General features: G+C 74.3%; 12 protein-coding genes. 3 read left to right on the top strand and 9 right to left on the bottom strand.

Features of this window, described 5'->3' with window-relative positions; translation table 11 throughout:
- Positions 1-78 precede the first annotated feature (78 nt).
- Positions 79-1,584: a cytosine permease gene (locus tag P3T41_RS25705; protein ID WP_280692748.1), complete on the top strand. Its 1,506-nt coding sequence runs from the start codon at positions 79-81 to the stop codon at positions 1,582-1,584.
- 152 nt (positions 1,585-1,736) lie between these two features.
- Positions 1,737-3,719, top strand: a complete 1,983-nt coding sequence (locus P3T41_RS25700; protein WP_280692746.1) for a potassium transporter Kup — start codon at positions 1,737-1,739, stop codon at positions 3,717-3,719.
- Between the two features lie 30 nt (positions 3,720-3,749).
- Here P3T41_RS25700 and P3T41_RS25695 read toward each other — a convergent pair whose 3' ends face one another.
- Both P3T41_RS25695 and P3T41_RS25690 read right to left on the bottom strand, forming a co-directional pair.
- Positions 3,750-8,246, bottom strand: a complete 4,497-nt coding sequence (locus P3T41_RS25695; protein ID WP_280692744.1) for a tetratricopeptide repeat protein — start codon at positions 8,244-8,246, stop codon at positions 3,750-3,752.
- 3 nt (positions 8,247-8,249) lie between these two features.
- Complete coding sequence (locus P3T41_RS25690) at positions 8,250-8,579, bottom strand: CU044_2847 family protein (protein WP_280692742.1); 330 nt, start codon at positions 8,577-8,579, stop codon at positions 8,250-8,252.
- A gap of 127 nt (positions 8,580-8,706) precedes the next feature.
- Here P3T41_RS25690 and P3T41_RS25685 point away from each other — a divergent pair, with 127 nt between their 5' ends.
- Positions 8,707-9,687: a hypothetical protein gene (locus P3T41_RS25685; RefSeq protein ID WP_280692741.1), complete on the top strand. Its 981-nt coding sequence runs from the start codon at positions 8,707-8,709 to the stop codon at positions 9,685-9,687.
- A gap of 25 nt (positions 9,688-9,712) precedes the next feature.
- Here the strand turns inward: P3T41_RS25685 and P3T41_RS25680 are convergent, their stop codons facing one another.
- Genes P3T41_RS25680 through P3T41_RS25650 form a run of 7 tightly spaced genes read right to left on the bottom strand, consistent with a single transcriptional unit; the run spans position 9,713 to position 20,023 of the window.
- Positions 9,713-12,295: an AAA family ATPase gene (locus P3T41_RS25680; RefSeq protein ID WP_280692739.1), complete on the bottom strand. Its 2,583-nt coding sequence runs from the start codon at positions 12,293-12,295 to the stop codon at positions 9,713-9,715.
- Positions 12,292-13,686 carry a hypothetical protein gene (locus P3T41_RS25675; protein ID WP_280692737.1) on the bottom strand — a complete coding sequence of 465 codons (1,395 nt, stop codon included), beginning with the start codon at positions 13,684-13,686 and terminating at the stop codon, positions 12,292-12,294. Before P3T41_RS25675 ends, P3T41_RS25680 begins: the two co-directional genes overlap by 4 nt.
- Complete coding sequence (locus tag P3T41_RS25670) at positions 13,683-14,342, bottom strand: 4Fe-4S single cluster domain-containing protein (RefSeq protein ID WP_280692735.1); 660 nt, start codon at positions 14,340-14,342, stop codon at positions 13,683-13,685. Before P3T41_RS25670 ends, P3T41_RS25675 begins: the two co-directional genes overlap by 4 nt.
- On the bottom strand, positions 14,339-14,842 hold the full coding sequence (locus P3T41_RS25665; RefSeq protein WP_280692733.1) for a hypothetical protein: 504 nt from the start codon (positions 14,840-14,842) through the stop codon (positions 14,339-14,341). Before P3T41_RS25665 ends, P3T41_RS25670 begins: the two co-directional genes overlap by 4 nt.
- The gene (locus tag P3T41_RS25660; RefSeq protein WP_280692732.1) at positions 14,839-16,143 is read right to left on the bottom strand and encodes a hypothetical protein; all 1,305 of its coding nucleotides are present in this window, start codon (positions 16,141-16,143) and stop codon (positions 14,839-14,841) included. The genes P3T41_RS25665 and P3T41_RS25660 overlap by 4 nt, the downstream gene beginning before the upstream one ends.
- Positions 16,140-18,815: a hypothetical protein gene (locus tag P3T41_RS25655; RefSeq protein WP_280692730.1), complete on the bottom strand. Its 2,676-nt coding sequence runs from the start codon at positions 18,813-18,815 to the stop codon at positions 16,140-16,142. The genes P3T41_RS25660 and P3T41_RS25655 overlap by 4 nt, the downstream gene beginning before the upstream one ends.
- 5 nt (positions 18,816-18,820) lie before the next feature.
- Positions 18,821-20,023 carry a hypothetical protein gene (locus P3T41_RS25650; protein ID WP_280692729.1) on the bottom strand — a complete coding sequence of 401 codons (1,203 nt, stop codon included), beginning with the start codon at positions 20,021-20,023 and terminating at the stop codon, positions 18,821-18,823.
- Between the last annotated feature and the right edge of the window lie 22 nt (positions 20,024-20,045).

The raw sequence follows: 20,045 nt of genomic DNA, 5'->3' as shown, positions 1-20,045 counted from the left end.
CGTGCTACGCGCGAAGAGTTCCACAAATGTTCCACATGTCCGATGTATCTCCCGCTTCACACGCCCGGAGCCACCCTCATGGACAATCTGTCCACCGCCGACACCGACGGCGCGATAGAGACGCGCGGTATCGAACCTGTCCCGGACCACGAGCGGCGCGGCAGAGTCCGCGAGCTCTTCCCGACCTGGGTCGCGGCGAACATCAGCGTGCTGCTTCTCACCATGGGTGCGGCCCTGGTGGTGTTCAACCAGTTGAACTTCTGGCAGGTCCTGATCGTCGCGGCGTGCGCCGCACTCGCCTCCTTCGGGATGGTCGGCGTGCTGTCGGTCTCCGGAAAGTGGGGCGGGGCGCCGGGTGCCACGCTCTCGCGGGCCACCTTCGGCGTGCGCGGCAACCTCTTCCCCGGCGCGATCCTCTGGGTCGCGCGGTTCGGCTGGGAGACGATCAACGCCGTCACCGGTGCCTACGCCGTGCTGACCGTTCTCGACCTGCTCTTCGGCGTCAAGAGCAATACCGCGCTGATCGTCATCACGCTCTTCCTCTTCGTCGCCTGTACGTTCCTGGTCTCCGGCATGGGCCGGAAGGCGCTGAACGTCTGCAACACCTGGTCGACCTACCTCTTCGGCGTCTTCAGCGTCCTGGTGCTGGGCTACCTGATCGTGCACATGCACTGGAGCGAGGTCTTCTCCAAGCCCGCGGGCACCACCGCGATGATGATCGCCGGCATCGGGACCATCGCCGCCGGCGGCATCAGCTGGGTCCCCACCGGCCCGGACTTCGCCCGCTACCTGCCGCACGCCGCCTCCGGGAAGAAGATCGTCGGCGTGACGGTCTCCGGCGCCGGCCTGGTGATGGTGCCGATGGTGCTGATGGGTGCCGTGATGGCGGTGGCCTCGCCCGGTCTGGCGCAGGCCGCGGACCCGGTCTCCTTCCTCGGTGACCTGCTGCCGACCTGGCTGGCCGTGCCGTACCTGCTGACCGCGATCGTGGGCATGCTGCTGATCAACAGCCTCTCGATGTACTCGGCCGGCTTCACCGCCCAGACCATGGGCGTCAAGCTGCCGCGCGCCATGGCCGTCAGCATCAACGCCGTGATCTCGCTGGTCGGCGGCCTGATGCTGATGCTGGTCGCCAAGAGCTTCCTGGGCTCCTTCATCACCTTCCTGATCCTGCTCGCCGTCTCCTTCTCGGCCTGGATCGGCGTCTACGCCGTGGACATGTTCCGGCGCCGGTCGCGTGCGGTGCGTTACGACGCCGCCGCGCTGATGGACACCAGCCGGAGCAGCCGGTACTGGTACCGGGGCGGCTTCTGCTGGCAGGCGATGGTGTCCTGGGTGCTCTCGCTGCTGATCGGGCTCGCCTTCACCAAGTGCGACTGGTTCGCCGGCCCGTTCTCCGGTACTCCCATCGGCAAGTACGGGCTCGCCTGGGCCGCGACCATCGTGATCTCCGGTGTGATCATGGCCGTGCTCCCCACGCCTCGGGAGAACACCTCCGCCACCGCCGGGGAGACCACCGGTCTCCAGGCCGAGCAGGCCGCACCGGCCGAGCGGAGTGAGCAGACCGAGCGCGTCACCGTCTGACACGAACGAGCGAACGCGCGCACGCGACGTCTCGTCGCCGGCCGCCCGGCCGCCGGCTCACCCGAGCCGGCGGCCGGGCGGCCGGCGTTCGCGGACGAGCACCGGGGGCACCCCCTCGCCCGATTGCGGCATCCGTATGATCTTCCTTCATCATGCGTATCGAACTCGCTAAGAGCGCGCCCGTCGGCCCGACCGCCCCTGCACCCGGCGACGCGCCCGACGGCAACAGACCCGGCCACCACCGCCCGGCCATGGCCGCCCTGACCCTCGGCGCGCTGGGCGTCGTCTTCGGCGACATCGGCACCAGTCCGCTGTATGCCATCCAGACCGTGTTCACCGCCGACAACGGCGCGGTCGGGACGGCGCCGGACGAGGTGTACGGGGTCATCTCCCTGGTGTTCTGGGCCATCACCCTGATCGTGTCGGTCAAGTACGTGACCTTCATCCTGCGCGCCGACAACGGCGGCGAGGGCGGGATCATGGCACTCACCGCCCTGGTCCAGAAGCTCGACTTCAAGTCCGTGCGCACCAAGGTGATCCTGGTGGCGCTCGGGATCTTCGGGGCGTCGCTGTTCTACGGCGACGGCATGATCACGCCGGCGATCTCGGTGCTGTCGGCCGTCGAGGGGCTGAAGGTCTCGGCTCCGGGTCTGAGCAGCTTCGTGATCCCGGTCACGATCGCGGTGCTGGTGCTGCTCTTCGCGATCCAGCGCTACGGCACCAACCTGGTGGGCAACCTGTTCGGCCCGATCATGACCGTGTGGTTCCTCATCCTGGGCGTCGTCGGCGGGGCCGAGGTGGTGCGCCACCCCGCGATCTTCAAGGCGCTGTCGCCGGTGTACGGCCTGAGCTTCATCGTGGACCACGGGCTGGTCGCGTTCGTGGCGCTGGCTTCGGTCGTGCTGGCCGTGACCGGTGCCGAGGCGCTCTACGCGGACATGGGCCACTTCGGCCGGTCGCCGATCCACCGCGCCTGGTTCTTCCTGGTCTTTCCGACGCTGACGCTCAACTACCTCGGCCAGGGCTCGCTCATCCTGCGCTCGCCGTCGGCGATCTCGAACCCGTTCTTCCTGCTGATGCCCGGCTGGGCGCAGTTCCCGATGGTGATCCTGGCGACCATCGCCACCGTCATCGCCTCGCAGGCGGTCATCTCCGGCGCGTTCAGCGTCACCCGCCAGGCGGTGCAGCTCGGCGTCCTCCCCCACCTCACGATCCGGCACACCTCGGAGCACGAGGTCGGCCAGGTCTACGCGCCGGTGATCAACTGGGGTCTGTTCGGCGCGGTCGTGGCGCTGGTGGTGGGCTTCGGTTCCTCCGCCTCGCTCGCCTCCGCGTACGGCGTCGCGGTCACCGCCACGTTCGTGCTCAACACCGTCCTCTTCCTGGCCGTGGCCCGCGTCATGATGCGCAAGCCGGTCTGGCTGGTCGCGCTCGGCGCCGTCGTGTTCCTGACGACCGAGATCGCGTTCTTCGCGGCCAACCTCACCAAGGTCGTGCACGGCGGCTGGCTGCCGCTGCTGGTCGCCTTCACGGTCTTCACGATCCTGATCACCTGGCAGCGGGGACGGCAGATCGTCACCCCGAACCGGACGGCGCTGGAAGGCCCGTTGCGCGTGTTCGTCGACGAGGTCGACGCGATGGACCCGCCGGTGCACCGGGTCGACGGCACCGCGGTGTTCCTCAACGCCAACATCGAGACCACCCCGCTGGCGCTGCGCGCCAACGTCGAGCACAACCACACCCTGCACAAGAACGTGGTCATCCTGTCGGCCGTGGTGGAACGGGTGCCGCACATCCCCGAGACGGAGCGGTGCGTCTTCGACGACCTCGGCCACAGCGATGACGGCATCACGCACCTCACCGCGCGCTTCGGCTTCATGGACGAGCCGAACATCCCGCAGGTCCTGCGGCTCGCCTCGCAGCACCCCGACGCGGGCCAGATCCACGGGCTGCGGGTGGACGAGGTGTCGTACTTCCTGTCGCGCATGACGATCGTCAGGACCGCCGCGCCGGGCATGCGCCGGTGGCGCAAGCGGCTCTTCCTGACGCTCGCCAACAACTCGAGCAGCCCCGTCGCGTACTTCGGGCTGCCCAGTGACCGGTGCGTCATCATGGGCGCCCAGGTCTCGGTGTAGCCGAAGGCCAGGTCGGTCCGGCCGCCCCCGTCACCCGCCGGCGCGGGCGCGCCAGAACGCCGCCTCGAGCGGGTCCGCCTCGGCCTCGGCGAGCTGCGCGAGCAGGAGCAGCACCGCCGGCGGCAGGCCGGCGGAGCGGGCGGACCCGGCACCGTCCTGCTCCGCTGCACCGGCGCGACGGGCCGGCACGACCGCGGCGGCGGCCGTTGCTGCCGCTGCTGCCGTCGTCCGCGCCGGCGGAACGGCGGCGGCCGGCTCACCCGCCGCCGCCAGGCGGTCAGCGCCGTCCGGTCCGCCAGCGCTGTCCGCGTCGTCCGCACCCAGCGTGGCGAGGATTTCCCGGGCCCGTTCCCGGTGGCCCAGCCGCTGCAGCTGCAGTGCGTGGTCGAAGCGGGCCCGGCGCTCGATCTCGGGATCTCCGCAGTCGCTCGCCGCCTCGAACCAGGTGCGGGCCTCCTCCTGCCGTCCCGGCATGGTGTCGAGGATCTGTGCCAGCAGCAGCAGTGCCCCCGGCCGGTGCCCGTTGCCCTCCTCGTGGGCCACCGGTAGCAGCACCTGCTCAGCCCGCGCGTACTCGCCCAGCCGGAACAGGGTGCTGCCCAGGTAGCGGCGGACCATCGGTTCGAGCGACGCGTCGCCGGAGTCGAGCGCCTCGGTCAGCAGCGCCCGCGCCTCGGCGAACTGGTTGAGCGCCCGCCGGGCGACGCCCAGCAGCGCGGCCGCCCGGGGCGCGCTCGCCGTCCCGGGAAGCTGCCGTGCCGCCTCCAGCAGTTCGATCGCGGACTGCAACTCACCGACCTCGAGCAGGTGCTCACCGGCATCGACGAAGGCCAGCATCGTGGCCTCCGGGTCCTCGGACTCCGCCGCGCCCGCGATCACTTGGAGGGCCTGGTCCTCCTCCCCGCGCTGCCTGAGCAGCACACCGAGCGTGGCCCGGGCGGCCTCGGTCGCCTCCGAGGGTTCGTCCGCGATCACCTCGCGCAGCAACTCGGCGGCCTGGTCCGGCTCCTGCTCCGCGATCAGGCGCTTGGCCAGGTGGAAGCGGGCCAGCTGGAGCGCCGTTCCGGTGGCGGTGCCCACGGCGGTCACCAGATGGGCCCGGCCTTCCTCCCACCGACCTGTCTGGAGCAACAGGATGCCGAGGAACGCCATGCCGGTACCGGCCGCCACCGGGTGCTCCGAGGCGATCAGTTCGCGCAGCAGGACCTCGGACTCGTCGAACCGCTCCAGGTTCACCAGGAGCAGGGCCAGGTCGATCCGGGCGGCCAGGGCCCAGGCGGGGTGCCCCGAGTCGATCGCCAGCCGGTAGGCGCGCTCGGCCTCGTCCGGCCGCGCCTCGCGCACCAGGAGGTCGCCGAGCAGGTCCGCGGCCTGGGGACCGAGATCGGCGTGCGATGACCCGGCGACCTCCGCCAGCAACTCGGCGGCCTCCTCGGCGCCGCCGAGCGCGGCACCGTCGAACGCCGCACCGTCGAACGCCGCGCCATCGTGCGCCGCGCCACCCTGCTGAGCCGCGACGTCGGGGTTGGCGAGCAGCAGGGCGAGGTTGATCCGGGCCGCCAGGGACCACTCGTGGCGCCCGAACACGATCGCCCTCCGGTAGGCGGCCACGGCCTCGTCCGGCCGTCCCATCCGCAGCAGCAGGTTGCCCAGCAGGCAGGCCGCCCAGGGCGCCAGCCCGCGCTGGTCCGACGCGGCCACCTCCGCCAGCAGGCGGCGCGCCTCCTCCTGCTGCTCCGCGCCGGCCAGCAGGAAGGCGAGCCCCACCTGTCCCATCCGGGCCCACACCGGGTGGCCGCTCGCCACGGACCGCCGCAGCCAGTGGTCGGCCTCCTCGGTCCTCCCGGCGGACCCGCACCAGTGGCCGAGGTGGGCCATCGCCTCGGGCCCCCAGTTGGGGTGGCCCGCGTCGACGACCTGCCGCAACAGCGCCAGCCCGTCGTCCAGCCGACCCAGGAGGAGCCAGGCGATGCCCAGGGCGAACTGAGCCGCGTCCACGCTCAGCGGCCCCGCAGCGCGGACGGCCACCTCCAACAGCTCCGCCGCCTCCTGGTAGCGGCCGCGCACGATCAGCAGCTCGCCCAGTGAGGCCTGGGCGATCGGCCGGGCCAGTGGATCGCCGTCCGCCAGCACGGACCGCAACAGCTCCTCGGCCCGGTCCAGTTCGCCCTGATGGACCAGCACCCCGACCAGGCGGGCCCGGGCGATACCGGTGATGGAGGAGCTCGCCGAGGCGCCGACCGCCCGGGACAGCGTCCACGGCTGGTCGGCCGGCTCGCCCCCGCCGCCCATCGGCCGCCGCGCCGGGACCTGCTTGCCGTCCTCCGGCCCGCCCATGCCGAGCGGGGCGACCGCGGCCGTACTGCCCTCACCGACCAGCAGCCGGCCGAGCCGGGCCGTGGCACGCGGGCCGACCTCCTCCACCCCGTACGCCAGCACGGCCGCCAGCAGGCGCTCGACCTGCTCGGCCTCGCCCAGTTGCAACAGCACGCCGGCCAGCCCGACCTGGGCGATCAGCGAGACCTGCGGATCCTGCGCGGCGACCGCGCGCTCCAGCAGGTCCCGCGCCGTCTCGTACTGCCCGCGCGCCGAGAGCAGCCCGGCCAGCTCGGCCTGGGCCAGCTCGGCGACATTCTCCAGCCCCGAGGCCGCCGGCTGCCGCAGCAGTTCCTCGGCCTCGGTGAACTTCCGCTGGTAGAGGCGGATGATGCTGAGCATCAGGGCGGCGACCGCGCGGACGTCCTCCGCGCCCTGGTCGACGATGCCGGCGAGCAGCTCCGCGGCAGTCTCCTCCCGGTCGCGCACGATGGCGGCCTGCGCGAGCGTCAGCAGGTCGGTGCCGGACAGCGTGCGGGCGGCGTAGGCCCAGGCGAAGTCGGGGACCTGCGCCGGGGCACCGCCGACGGCGTCCAGGTACTCGGCCAGATAGGGGAAGGCCGCGTAGCCCGGCCGCCCTGACGCGTCGGTGGCCCGGCCCAGCAGGGCGATCCCCGCCTGCGCGCGGTCGCGTGCCCAGCCGAGCCCGTCGTGGAACGGCGCCTCGCCCGGCTCCAGGTCCAGTTCGGTGGTCCACCGCCGGTACTCGTCGAAGAGTTCGCGCAGGGTCTGCTCGTCGAGCGGGGTCGGCGCGCCCATCCGCGACCAGTCGGCGGCGGCCTTGACCAGCAGCCAGCCTTCGGGGCAGCTCTCGGGGCCCGCGTCGAAGCGGACCTCCAGGGCGGGCGCGGCCACCAGCATCTCGCCGATGCCGCGCACCGAGAAGTCCTCCTGCGGGTAGAGCCGCGCGGCCTCCCGCCGCTCGTCCTCGGCCAGGGTGTGATCCAGCGTCACCACCGTGGCCCGGCGCAGCACTTCGCGCGCGGCGCGGCCGACCTCGTCGTCCAGGGCGCGCAGTTCGTCCTGGTGCCGGTAGGTGAGCGTGCCGACCACCAGACAGGACGGGACCTGCTGGAGCAGCAGGACCAGCGCGCGGGCGTCCAACGCACCGGAGAGCAGGTAGTGGTGCAGGTCGTCGAGCCAGACGACGACGGGCTCGGGCGTCTGCGGCAGGCCCGCGCGGGTCAGGTCCTCCAGCGCGTTCCGATCGCGCCGCGGGACGACCAGCCGGGCTCCGCCATGGGTGCGGCTCAGGCGCTCGTGCAGGGTGCGCGACTTGCCGGCCTTGGCGCGGCCGGTGACCAGCACGAAGCCGCCGGCCGCCAGCGCCGCGTCCACCGCGCGGTCGGCCGACGGCCGTGCCACGTACGGCTCGTAGCCGGTGGCGGTGTACTTGGACTCGCTGACCCCGAGGTCGTGCGGGTCGACCTCGGCCAGCCGGGGAAGTTCCCCGGCGGCGAGCGGCACGGCCAGCAGCCGCCCGAGCCGCTCGCGGTGCTCCTGCGCGGTGATGTCGTGGACGAACGGGCCCAGCGCGGGCCAGAGTCGGCCGATCGAGTCCAGCGACTTGGCGAAGCCCACCCGGCGATCGGCCTTCTCCGGCTTCTGGCGCGCGGCGACCATGCCGACCACCCCGCGCAGGGTGTTGTTCCACACCGGACCACCGGAGAAGCCGGGTTCGGTCGTCCAACCGGTCGGCGTGGTCGACTCCAGCTGCAGCCAGTCGATCTCGGCGTAGCCGACGATCTCGCCCCGGATCGGCACGCCGCCGCTCTCGTGGCCCCTGGGGAAGCCGTAGCAGCGGAAGGTGTGGCCGAACACGTCGACGTCGGTGCGGCGCAGCGGCGCGGGCTCGGCCCCGGGCGGCGCGGGCCGGCTCAGCTCCAGCACCGCGACGTCGCCCGACCAGTCCCGCCGCGGGTGCCAGCCGCCGGGGACCACCAGAGCCGGAATCGGCTCGTGTTCGGCCAGGAAGGGGAAGTGGACGTGCACGGGCCCGGTCGGGGGTTCGACGGGGTTCGCCGGGTCGACCACGTGGGCGCAGGTGAGCACCAGCCGGTCGGAGAGCAGCATCCCGCACCCCTCCGGCACCTGCCCGCCGGCCGGCCGGATGCCGGCGAACCAGGGCGGGCGAGCCGGATCGAACGCCACGGCTCAGCTCTCCGCCGCCGACCCGGTGGCCCGCCAGCTGAGCGTGACGTCGAAGTGGCCTTCGGCGGCGGTCTTGGCGATGACCACCCCCGCCTCCGCGTTCAGCTTGATGCCGAAGGAGACCTCGATCTGTTCGGGCTTGAGGTGGCGGAGCGAGTCCAGCACGGATTCCAGGGTGGGGCGGCTGGCGGCGAGCGCCTCGTCGAGCCGGTGTGCCGCTTCGGCGATCCCCTGGTCCGTGCGCGAGACCAGCTCGATCCCCGGGGAGTCGTCGTCGACCTCCACCACCAGGGAGGTCCCCTGCGGGCCCTGGAAGCGCAGCAGCTCACTCACGAATCCCCCTGGTTGACGTGGCTCGCCGATCGGCCGCCGTCAGGATATCCGCGCCCGCGGCGGCGCCGGGGGCTTTTGCGTCGATAACATGAGGCGCAGAGATGATCGGCCCGGCCCCGGGGGTGGCGTGGAAGAGATCAGGCGGGAGATCCGGCAGGCGCTCGACGGCGGTGGCGCCACGGCCTCGCTCGACGTCCTGTGCGCGGCGCTGACCTGGGCCTGTGCCGAGCTGCGCACCCTGGAGGCGGGCCCCGGCGGGACCACGGCGCTGGCAGCGCTCTACGCGCTCGACGACGCCCTGAGCGCGGGCGCCGGGCTCCCCGACGTGGTGCCCGGGCTGCTCGACGCCGCCCGGGCCGGCGCCGGCCTCCGGCAAGGCGTCCGCGAACTGACGGACCGTATGGCGCAGGCCGGGCGGCTGCTCGCCGACGAGCGCGACGCGCTGACCGAGCTGGCGGGCCGGGAGGAGGAGCTGCGACGGCGGCTGGCCGAGCATGGAGAACTACGCCGCCAGGTGGACGAGTTGCGTCGGCTGGAGCGGATCGTCGCGGCCCTGGACGGCCTCGGCGAGCAGCAGGAGGCCATCACCGCCAGGCTGTTGCAGTTGCGCGGCAAGGACGCGGGCGTCGAGGACGCCCTGCGGATCGGCGCCGAGCGGCTGCTGCGGCTGTCCGGCGAGCAGGCGGCGGTGCTGTCGCCGCAGACCCGTCAGACGCTGGAGCTGGCCGACCGCGCCGAGGCCGAACTAACCGCCGAGCAGCAGGACTTCGACGAGGGGGCGAAGCGGCTGGCCCGGGCCCGGGAGCGGCTCACCGAACTGCGCGCCCGGCGCGGCGAACAGCTCGCCGCGCTGCAACTGCACGCGCGGGCCGACGCGGAGCTGGCCAGGGCGCTGGCCGGCGCCGCTGCCGCGGAGGAGCCGGCGCCGGCCGCCGCGTCCGGGCCCACCGTCGCCGCCGAGCGGTCGGCCCTGGCGGAGGCCGAAGCGCTGGCCGACTATCTGGAGGCCAGGCTGCAACGAGTGGATGCCGTCCTACGCGACCTGCTGGACCGGCGGGAGGCGGCGGACGCCCAGGCGCACGCGGCCGTGTCCTGGGCGACGCCCTGACGGTCGCACCGCTGCCCGCCCGCCGTCACGGCGGCGGCACGTCCTCGGCGGTGAAGGCGACCTGACCCGTCATGGGCTCCTGTTCCCCGGGTCCGCGCAGTCGCCGGGCCAGGCGGAGCTCCATCGCCTGGAGCAGGCCCGCCACCGCGCGTGCGTTCCCGAAGTCCCGCGGTTGCGCGGCGCGCCGGACCTCGAACCACGCCGCCGCGCGCTGGGCCGCCTCCGCCGACAGCAGGTAGCGCTGCGCCTCGGCCTTGCGACGCAGGATCTCCACCAGGTCGGCGGTCGGGTAGTGGTCGAACGGCAGCGTCTGGGTGAAGCGGGAGGCCAGGCCGCTGTTGGCGGCCAGGAACTCGCGCATCTCGCGCGGGTAGCCGGCGGCGATCACCACCAGCCGCCCGGGGTACTGCTGCATCTCCCGGACCAGCGTGTCGATCGCCTCCTTCCCGAAGTCCTGGCCGCCCGGGCCGGCGGCGAGGCTGTACGCCTCGTCGATGAAGAGCACGCCGTCCAGGGCGGAGCGGACGGCCTCCTGGGTCTTCGGCGCGGTCTGGCCGACGTACTGGGCCACCAGCTCGGCGCGGGTCACCTCGACCACCTTGTCGGAGTGCAGCAGCCCGAGGCTGTGCAGGAGCCGTCCGACCAGGCGGGCCACCGTGGTCTTCCCGGTCCCGGGCGGCCCGAGGAAGAGCAGGTGCGGCGGCTGGGCGAGCTCCAGGCCCCGGGCCTGACGGAGCGCCACCACGTCGGCCAGCCCGGTCAGGAACTCCCGTACCTGCGGCAGCCCCACCAGGTGGTCCAGCTCGGCCAGCAGGTCGGCGGCGGTCGGCGCCGGGCGCGGCAGGTAGTCCTGGTACTCCGTGGGGAGGTCCTCGGGGAGCAGCGGCCGGCCGAGCTCCTCGCCCACCCGCTCCGCCCAGGCGGCGAACAGCGCGTCGGCCAACTTCCGCACGGCACGGGCGTTGCCGAAGTCCGCGGTGCGGACCCGGTGCATCCCGGCGAGGACCACCCGCAACCGGTCGACCGCGGCCTCGTCCGGGCGCAGGCCACGGTCGGCCAGCAGCCCGAGCAGGATGGTGTGCAGCGTCTCGGGGTCGTAGTCGGGAAAGTCGAGCCAGGCCGCGTTCCGGTCCTTCAGGCCCGGGTTGGTGCCGAAGAACTCCGCCATCTTGGCGGGGTAGCCGGCCAGCACCACCACGAGCCGATCGCGGTCGTTCTCCATTCGCTGGACCAGCGCGGTGATCGCCTCGGCGCCGAAGCCGTGCTGCTGGTCGCTCAGGGTGTAGGCCTCGTCGATGAAGAGCACGCCGTCCAGCGCCCGGTCGATCAGCGCGTTGGTCCGCTCCGCCGTCTGGCCCACGAAGCCGGCGACGAGGTCCGGGGCCTTGGCCTCCACCAGGTGGCCGCGGCGCAGCAGGCCGAGATCGCGGAAGATCTCACCCACCAGGCGGGCGACGGTGGTCTTTCCGGTCCCGGGGTTGCCGGCGAACAGCAGATGGTGGGCCCCGGGGTCGCGCGAAATCACGCCCCGGGCGCGCAGCCCCCGGGCGGCCTCGGCCTGGGCCCGCAGCGCCCGCAGGTGCTGCTTGACCGGCTCCAGGCCGGGCATGGCGTCCAGCCGCGTCCAGGGGCTGTCGTCGTGCGGCGTCACCGAGGTGACCAAGCCCCGGTCCAGGACCGCGCGCCGGTCGAGCGCGGTCGCCTCGGCGATGAGCCCGCGCAACCCCTCGCGCCAGGCGGAGGCCCGCTGCGGGCGCCCCGCGAAGGAGCGCAGCACCGGTTCCAGTTCCCGCCAGTCTCCCACCCGCAGCCCCTCCTGCAGGCGCAACTGCTGTACCAGGCGGTTCAGTTCCGCGTCCTCCGGGAGGCCGATCCGGAAGGCGCCGCCGAGCGCCGGCTGCTCGATCTGGGCGCGCAGAAAGCCGCTGAGCGCCGGGTAGGAACCCTGACCGGCCACCAGGCGCTCGACCTCGCCCAGGGTCGCCTGCCGGAAGACGAAGATCCAGCGGTTGCTGCCGAGGCGGTCCTGCGCCTGGTCGGCCAGGGCACCGGCCAGTTGGCGGGAGGCCTGGTGGTGCCGCAGGATCTCCGCCGCCTGGGTGTAGACCACCGCGCTGCGCACTGCGCGCTGCCGCAGGTATCCGTGATGCGTCATCACCGCGAAGGGGTCCGCCACCGAGCGCGGGGCCGGGGCCGCGGCGGCGGGCGTCGCTGCGGCGTCCGCGCCCAACCGCAGCCGCCCGAGCGGGCCGCTCAGCCTCGGATTGCGCATCAGCTCGCCGGGACCCTCGGCCCGGCTCTGCGCGCCCCGGCCCTCCTCGCCGGGGCGGCTGTGCCGGCGGGAGTCGGCGTCGCGGAAGTAGAGCGGCCGGCTCAGCGAGGAGTAGACGATCCGCTGGTAGCCCGCCGCGCGCAGCAGCCGCCACAGCACCTCCTCCAGCCCGCGCACCCGGTAGTCCGGGTCGACGAAGATGTCGTCCACACCCGGGCCGTACAGCACGGTGAACGGCTCGTCGGTGCGCAGCCGCAGGTCGCGGAAGCGCTCCCCGTGCTGCTCCGCCCGGCCGCGCCCGCCAGGCCGGGGTGCCTGCTCCGCCGGCCTGGTCACGGGCGGGTGGACCCTTCGGACCGCTCCCCGCGCCTGCGGTGGGCCGCCAGGTCGTACCGGTCCTCGCCGACCGCCAACGGCTCGGGCTCGGGCGGGAGTTCGGCCAGGGGGGCGTGCACCTGGTGGCCGTGCTCGGCGAGGGCCCGCTGGATCGCCTCGGCGCGGCTGCGCCGGTCGGCCTCCGACTCGGTGTCGTGGTCCAGGGAGACCACCCGCAGCACGACGCCGCCCGAGTCCGGCTCGGCCCGCTCGATGTCGAGCACGATCTCGCTGCCGTTCTCGTGACGCAGCTTGGCGAAGAAGGCGCCGCGCTGGTCGGTGTCGGCGAACTCGGCGTCGACGAGGCTGTAGAAGGCGGTCTCGGCCAGCACCTGCGCCACCTCGTCGGCCAGACTGACCCGGACCTGCGAGGCGAGCTGGCTCAGGCCGGCCCGCTGGACGGCGTCGCTCAGCTGCGCCTCGAACATCGGCGCCTCCTCCTCGCAGATCCGTTGCAGGGCCTGCGCGGAGCTGGCCTCGTCCCGGGCCCGCCGCAGCGCCGCACCGGCCAGCCGGCGAAAGTCGGCGAGCCCGCCGCCCGACCAGTAGTCGACGTCGAGCACGACACCCGGGATCTCGCGCTGGTCGGGCCCCAGCACCGACCGCTCGGCGTTCTCCTCGATCAGCAGCTCCACCAGCGCCACTGCCTGCACCGCGGCCGACTGCCACGACCTGCGGGCCAGGTCCTCCTGCTCGACCTTCACCCGCAGCTCGCCGAGCGTGTGGTAGCCGTCCTGGGAGACAGCCAGCGCCGCGTCGTAGCGGCCGAGTTCGTGGTTGCCGCGGGCCTGCGCCAGCCGGGTCAGGACCGCCGCCAACTCACCCGGCGCGTACCGCTCGTGCGGCAGGGTTTCGGCGATCAGCGCCGCCATCGTGTCCGCGTCCGCGAGCCAGGCGCGGGACAGCTCCTCGGCCAGGGCCCGGTCCTGGGTCAGCTCGTCGATTCGCTGCGTCAACTCGGTGCTCTGCGCGATCCGTTCGCGGCGTTCCGCGGCGAGTGCGGACGCCATGGCCCGCTGCTGGGCGTCGAGTGCCGCCCGGGTCTCGGCGCGCAGCTCGCCCACCCCGTCCGCCAGACGCCGCTGCAGGTCGGCGGCCTGCTGCTGGAGGCGCTGGTTGGTCTCGGCCTCCAGGGTGCGGGTCTGCTCGCTGAGCCGCTGGACGCTCTCCTCGCTGCGCTGCTGCCGGCGCCGCAGGTCCGCGAAGCCGCGCTCCACGTCGACCCGGGCCTGCCGGCGCACGTCCTCCACCAGCTTCGGGAGGTCGCGGCGGACCTCCCGCAACTGCTCGGCGCTGCGCAGCAGCCGGTACCAGGCCGACTCGTCCACCTGGATGCGCTTCCTACCGCTCATGTCCCGTTCCCTTCCATGGCGTTGCGGCTCAGCCGGGTCCTGACCGCGTCGACCGCGGCGTCGAAGGCGTCCAGCAGCCCGGGCGGGGGCACGCCCACCAGCAGGGCCGACGGCCCCTCAAGGGCGATCTCGGCGCTGCGCGGACGGTCCTCGAAGTCGTACTCCTCCTCCCCCGCCCAGGAGTTGAGCCGGTGCACCCGCTGGTTGCGGCTGCCGCGCAGCCCTCGTCCGTCGTTCAGCTCCGCGACGTACTGGCCGTCCACCAGGACGTCCACGCAGGCCAGCAGTCGGGCCACGCCAGGGTCGGGCGGGTCCCGGCGCAGCCGCTCCAGGCGGTAGCCCGTGAAGCAGAGCACCGAGAGGTCGCGCTCGGCCCGCGCCCGGGCCACCGTCTCGGCGAGCGCGGCGGCCTGCGCCATGGGCTCGCCGCCGGACAGGGTCAGGCCGGTCACCCGCGCGTCGGCGAGCAGTTCGGCGGCCAACTCCCCCGGGGCGACCAGGCGGGCGGGCCGGTCCGGGATCCAGTCCGGCGACATGCAGCCCCGACAGGTGAACGGACAGCCCTGCACCCAGACCACGGACCGCAGTCCCGGACCGAGCGCCCGGGTGCCGACCCTCGTCGCGGCCACGTTGACCAGCGACCCCGCCCCGCTCACCGCGGCCACCCGTCCCGGCCGACGCTGTCGGCCGGGTACTCGTCGTAGCGGAAGGCCGTCCCACCCACCACCACGCGGCTGCCGGGGGCGCAGGTCACCGCGCTCGCCCGGGCGGCGGAACCGTCCGGGCTGTAGCGGATCCTCAGCGAGACCTCGAACCGGCCGCCGACCCACCGGCGTCGGCCGTGCACCCGACCGGCCCCGCCGAGCCGGGGGCTCAGCAGGACGCTGCGGCCGGTCAGCAGGACGCACTCCGGAGCCTGCCCGCCGAAGGCCGGTTCGACGAAGAGCTGTCCGCCGAGTGCGGGCCGCTCCGCGCACAGCCAGCCGAACGCGGCCAGCACCAGGACGAGCAGCAGGACGCCGACCACGGCGCCGAGCGCCAGCGCGAGCACCAGCGCCAGCACGAGAAGGGCGGCGAACCCCAGGGCCACGGGCTGGTGGCGGAGCCGGCGGGCCAACCGCTCGGCCGGGTCGAAACGGTGGTTGCTCTGGTTCATGACCGCACTTCCTCGAGGACGCCCGGCAGTCGGCCGAGCGGGTATTCGTGTGGTGCGCCGCCGCCGAGTGGCCGCAGCACGAGGCGGGCCCGGCCGTCGAGGGCCAGCGCAACGCCGACATGGAACCGCTCCTCCGGTGCGCTGGCGGGCAACCGCGCCGAGCCGACCCGCACGGACGGCCCGCCGTCCACGCCGCGCACCCAGACCTCCACCTCCCGGGGTGCCTGCCCGGCGCCGCCCACCGCGACCCGTCGCCCGCCCTCGGCGGCGAAGACCGCGGGCGCCTCGGGGATCAGGGAGCCGGCCGGACAGAGCGTCAACTCCGCTGCGGCCAAACGGCCGTGGCGCACCTGGCGGGTGCCTACCACGACGGTGTAGGGGTAGCGGTCCGCGGGGTCGACCCGGCCCGCGGCGACCAGGGCCGCACCGAGGACGGCGGCCAGCGCGGGGTCCGTCCCGCCGGGCAGCTCGACCAGCCGCCCCGGATCGCCCACCAGCCGCCGCACGGCCGGCAGCCGGGCCAGGCCTCCCACCACGACGACCGGCGGGGCGTCGGTGGTGGCGTCGGCCGTTGCCTCGGCCAGGGCCTGTCGCAGCTGCTCCCGCAGCGGAACCAGCGCGCGCCGTACCGTCCCGGCCGGCACCTCCAGGGCGCCGACCCACAGCACGGGCGTGTCGTCGTACCGCGTCGGGTTCCGCTCGGCGCGACCGACCGCGAGGTCGAGGCGCTCGGCGAAGCCGGGGACGCGGCGCGCGTACCGCAGCGCCTCCAGCGACGCCGCGTCGGCGCCGCTCGGACCGGCGCCGACCAGGGCGTCGTCGAACGCCGCGCCGAACCCGCCGGACGGGGCCCGCCGGACGGCCCCCAGCAGCGCGAGACCGTGCGGCGTGGCGGCGCACACGGTGACCGCCACCGCCGCCGCGCCGAGCTCGCACAGGGCCCAACTCCCCACCAGCTCCTGACCGTCGTGGCGCAGCAGGGCGAGCGCGGCCGCCGCCGGGTGCAACGGTCGCAGCCGAGGGAGAGCGCTGCGGGCCGACCCGAAGACCTCGGCGATCGTGCGGGAGCACTCCGCTCGCGCCGAGTCCGGACAGAGCAGCACGACCGACTCCGGAACCCCGAAGCGGTCGCGGAACGCCGCGCAGCCGGCGGCCAGCACCTGGCCACCGACCTGGCCCGGCGCCACCGGCAGGCCCTCACCCGGCACGGCCCCCGCCAGGTCGGCCAGGACGGGACGCCCCGCGGTGTCCAGGTGCGCGAGCCGCACGAAGCGGGTTCCGACGTCGACGGCGAGGCTCACCCCTCCCCCTCCGTCCGTTTCCGGCCCGGCAGTCGCCAGCGCCGACCGCCCTCCGGTGCATGGGACTCCGCTGCACCGGACCCCCGTCCGCCGGACGCCGGCGGCACCGCGGGCGGCAACTGCGGTGGCGGCCACGCCTGCGGTGCGCCGGCTCCCGGCAGCTGCTGCCGGGAGCCGTGGCCGAGCACCGAAAGGGCCGTCTCCAGGCGCCGCAACTCACCCTCGGAGCAGCGCAGCAGCTCGTCGCGCAGCAGCGCGGTGTCCCGGCGGCCGGCGATCTGCCGGTAGAGATCGGTGGCGAGGTGCGGGGCGCGCCGCCACAGCACCTGGGCCAGCCGGTCCACCTGCGGCGCCGACCAGCCCGCCAGGAGGGGGAGCAGCTCGCCGGCCAGCGCCTGCGGCAGCGGTCCGGCCCCGGCCGTGTCGACCAGCACCTCGCCGAGCCGCTCGGGCTCGGGTCGGCCGTGCGGCAGGCCGGTGGCGATCGCGATCGCGTCGATCCAGCGCAGTTCGGGCAGCGCGGTCAGCGCGGCCAGGACCCGTGGCGGAAGGCCGAGCGTGAGCCAGCCGCGATCGCCGGTCCGCAGCCGTCCGGCCAGCGCGTCGACCAGCGCGCGCTCGACACGGGCCTGCCGGGCCAGCAGTGGCTCCAGCACCCGCCACCGGCCCGGGTCGGGCCGATCGCCCAGCAGGGCGTTGACCACGGTGGCCGCGATCTGGTCGGCGAGGGTGGCCAACCGCCCTGCCAGCGCCCGGGCGTAACGGTCCGTCCAGGCGGCATCGGCCGGATCCGGGCTCGCGCCGTGCGGCGGGTTCGTCGCCGCGGCCCGCCGCTCCCGGGCGAGCTGCTGCTCCAGCGCGGCCAGCGGTGTGCCGACCCGGCCCCGCCCTGCGATCAACCGGATCAGGTCGAGGTCGGCCGAGCGGGCGATGTCCTCGCCGGGCCGCTCCGATTCCCCACCGAGTGGGGCCAACCTCCCCAGGCGCTCGGCGAGTTCGGGCCCGTCCACGCTCAGGGCGACCACCCAGAACAGCGGCCAGAGATCCTGGAGCGCCGCCGGACGGTGGTTCGCGGCCGCCAGCGCGAGGATCTGGCGCCACCGATGACCGACCCCCACGCGCGCGAAGTCCTCGGCGTCGCCGGGTGACAGCTCGTCCCGCGTCCACCGGCCGCTGAGGTAGGCGGCGTAGCGGAGCCAGCCGGTGCTCTGCCGTAGCGGCAGCAGCTGGGCCGCTGCCAGCAGGCGGCCCAGCACCACCTGGTCGAACGCGCCGTGGTCGAGGGCGACCTGCGCCCAGGCACGGCCGAGCTCCGGGTGCTCGACCAGGACGCGGTCGGCGCTCGCCGCCTGCGCGCCGAAGGCCTGCTGGGCCCGCCAGGCCAACGCGCCGCCCCAGACGAGCTGCGGCCCGACCGTTGACGCCGGGTCCACCAGGGCGCCGAGCAGGCTCGCGAACTCCGGTGAGCCGGGCCCGCGCAGCTCCCGGACCAGCTCGAGAGCGGCCATCGCCCGGTCCTGCGCGGGCCCGGCGGCGGACTCGGCGAGGACGTCCGTGGCCAGCCAGCGCGGGAGCTCCGGCCGCCAGTGCCGGCGCAGCAGCTCCAGGGCGCGCCCGTCCCCGCCGCCGGCGCCGGCCGCGCGGCCGAGGAAGCGGAACAGGACGCCCGCCCGGTCCGCGTCCAGCTCGGCCGCGTCCGGCAGCGCGAGCACCCGGCCCACGTCCTCGACGCGGCCACGGCCCGCCTGGACCTCGGCGACGACGGAGTCGACCAGGTCCACCTCGCGCAGCGCGCGGAACGCGCCGGCGCCGTCGCGCCACTTGAGCGGCGTGGTCGCGCCCAGCAGGTGCCGGACCAGGTCGACGGTGGCGAAGCCCTTGCGGCGCAGACGGCGCAGCTCGGCCAGGTACCGGCCGGCGCCCGCGTCCGGCGCGAGTTCGGGCGCGGGCTCGCCGTAGCGGACCTCGGTCTGTGCGGAACGGGCGGACTCCGCGAAGGAGAGCGTGAGCTGATGGTCCGTCAGACCGCTCCAGGTGGCCGCGCTGAGCCAGCAGCGGCAGCCGTAGGGCAGCAGCGAAGCGATCGCGTCCACCAGCCACACCCGCTCGTCGGGCGGGGGCAGCGGGCGGCCGGTCGGTGTGACGACCACGAGGTGGCCGTCGAGCAGCAGCGCTGCGACGGTGGCCGCCCAGTCGAAGCCCAGGTCCTCCACCGCCGCCGCGAGCGCCTCGGCATCGGCGGGCGCCGCCGCCGGCTCCAGCGGCGGCGCGTCCTGCTGATGCCGCGGCCAGCGCACGGCCGCCGCCGCGTCGGCCAGACCGCTCCAGGTGATCCGCGCGCCGCTGGCCTGGGCCCAGTCCAGGAGCAGCAGCCGCGAGGTGATGATCGGCGCCCCCGTCCCGTCCAGGCTGCCGTCCCAGCTGTGCTCCACCACGGCGCAGGCGGCCGTCTGCTCCCCGTCCACCCCGCTGAGGAACACCCGCCAGGGCAGCTCGTCGGGCCCACCGCCCCGGCGCACGGCCGGTGTTCCGGTCTGCGCGCCCCACAGCCAGCGTCCGGCGCGCGCCTGGGGCAGGCTGCCGCCGAGCACCTCGTAGCCCATCGTCTCGCCGGCGCGCTTGCCGAGTACGGCCCACTGCGCGCTGAGGGGTTCGGCTCCCGGGCGCCGCATGCCGGTCACCGGCGCCAGAGCCGGCGGCGACCGCCGCCGGCCCCGGCGCGGTCGCCGCTGATCCTGCGCTCCAGCGCGATCACCGGGTCCAGGACGTTGAGCGGCTGCGGGACGGTGGCGATCCGCGGCTGCCCGTCGACCAGTTCGACGTTGGCATAGGACCGGTAGTCGAAGATCCCCGCCTCGTTCAGCCGGAAGCCGATGGCGGAGATGGCGTGATAGCTGATCCGGTCGGGGTGGAAGTTGGTGTTCAGCGCGTCCCGCACGAGTCTGGTGGTGGAGCCGCGGAAGGTGTCGCAGAGCCAGGCGAAGTAGCCGGCGCTCAGGTGTTCGGGCACCTGCGGCAGCCGCGCCCCGACGTCGTCCTGCGTCACCCAACCGGCCTCCACCGAGGGCCGGAAGAGCTCCGGGTCGTCGAACTTGGCCACGCAGACGGCGACCTGGTGCGGCAGCCGGCCCCGCAGCAGGCCGCGCTGCTCCCGCACCCGGGAGTAGAGCGCGTTGAGCGTCGCGTGGAAGAACCTCACGCTCTGGGTGGCCGGTTCACCGTCGAGTAGCGGGTCGAAGAGGTAGATCAGCCCCTCGGCGTCGGCCAGCTGGTTCACGATGGCGGCGTGCTGGGGGTGTTCGGGCCGGAACGACTCGCCGCTGACGTCGTGGATGTCGAGCTCGAAGCCCACTTGGCGGATCCCGCCGAGCTGCCTTGGCACCTCGCCCTGGAACGACCAGGTCATGCCCTGCACGCCCACCGTCGCGCCGGGGAAACCGCGTTCCACGGTGAGCTGGTTGACGCTGCCGTTCAGGAAGTCGACGGCTGAGTTGCCGACCCCGCTGACGACCCAGTTGCCGCGCTCGTTGCGGGCGTGCTGCATGGCGGCGATCGGCAGCGACGCGAGGAAGGTGGTCTTGCCCGAGCGCGGCGCGCCCCAAAGGCCGATCCGGACGGTGGCCGGGCCCTGGCCGCCGTCCCGAGGGGACCGCGGGATCGTGGCCGCCCCGGTGTGCCCGTCCATGGACTGCGACGCCCCTGGGACGGCGGTGCCGAAGGACCCGGACGCGTTCGGACCGAGCGGTGGGTTCGCCGCCCGCGAGCCCTGGGAACGCGAGGAGTTGCCGGACCCGGGCCCGTCCCAGGACGGCCCGCCGGTGCCCTCGTCGGGGCTCTTCTGCTGGTCCGGATCGGTCCCGAACGGCTTGCTGGACGACATCGGCTGCCTCCTCGGCAGGACT

This window comes from Kitasatospora sp. GAS204B (genome assembly GCF_029892155.1).
In the GTDB taxonomy this organism is placed as follows: domain Bacteria; phylum Actinomycetota; class Actinomycetes; order Streptomycetales; family Streptomycetaceae; genus Kitasatospora.
This window is presented reverse-complemented; position numbering and strand designations above follow the sequence as displayed.

What these genes read in the sequence shown, in the direction of transcription:
- P3T41_RS25705 (WP_280692748.1), top strand. Translation starts at nt 79, where the DNA reads ATGGACAATCTGTCCACCGCCGACACCGACGGCGCGATAGAGACGCGC.
- P3T41_RS25700 (WP_280692746.1), top strand. Translation starts at nt 1,737, where the DNA reads ATGCGTATCGAACTCGCTAAGAGCGCGCCCGTCGGCCCGACCGCCCCT.
- P3T41_RS25675 (WP_280692737.1), bottom strand. Translation starts at nt 13,686, where the DNA reads ATGAGCGGTAGGAAGCGCATCCAGGTGGACGAGTCGGCCTGGTACCGG.
- P3T41_RS25665 (WP_280692733.1), bottom strand. Translation starts at nt 14,842, where the DNA reads ATGAACCAGAGCAACCACCGTTTCGACCCGGCCGAGCGGTTGGCCCGC.
- P3T41_RS25655 (WP_280692730.1), bottom strand. Translation starts at nt 18,815, where the DNA reads ATGCGGCGCCCGGGAGCCGAACCCCTCAGCGCGCAGTGGGCCGTACTC.
- P3T41_RS25650 (WP_280692729.1), bottom strand. Translation starts at nt 20,023, where the DNA reads ATGTCGTCCAGCAAGCCGTTCGGGACCGATCCGGACCAGCAGAAGAGC.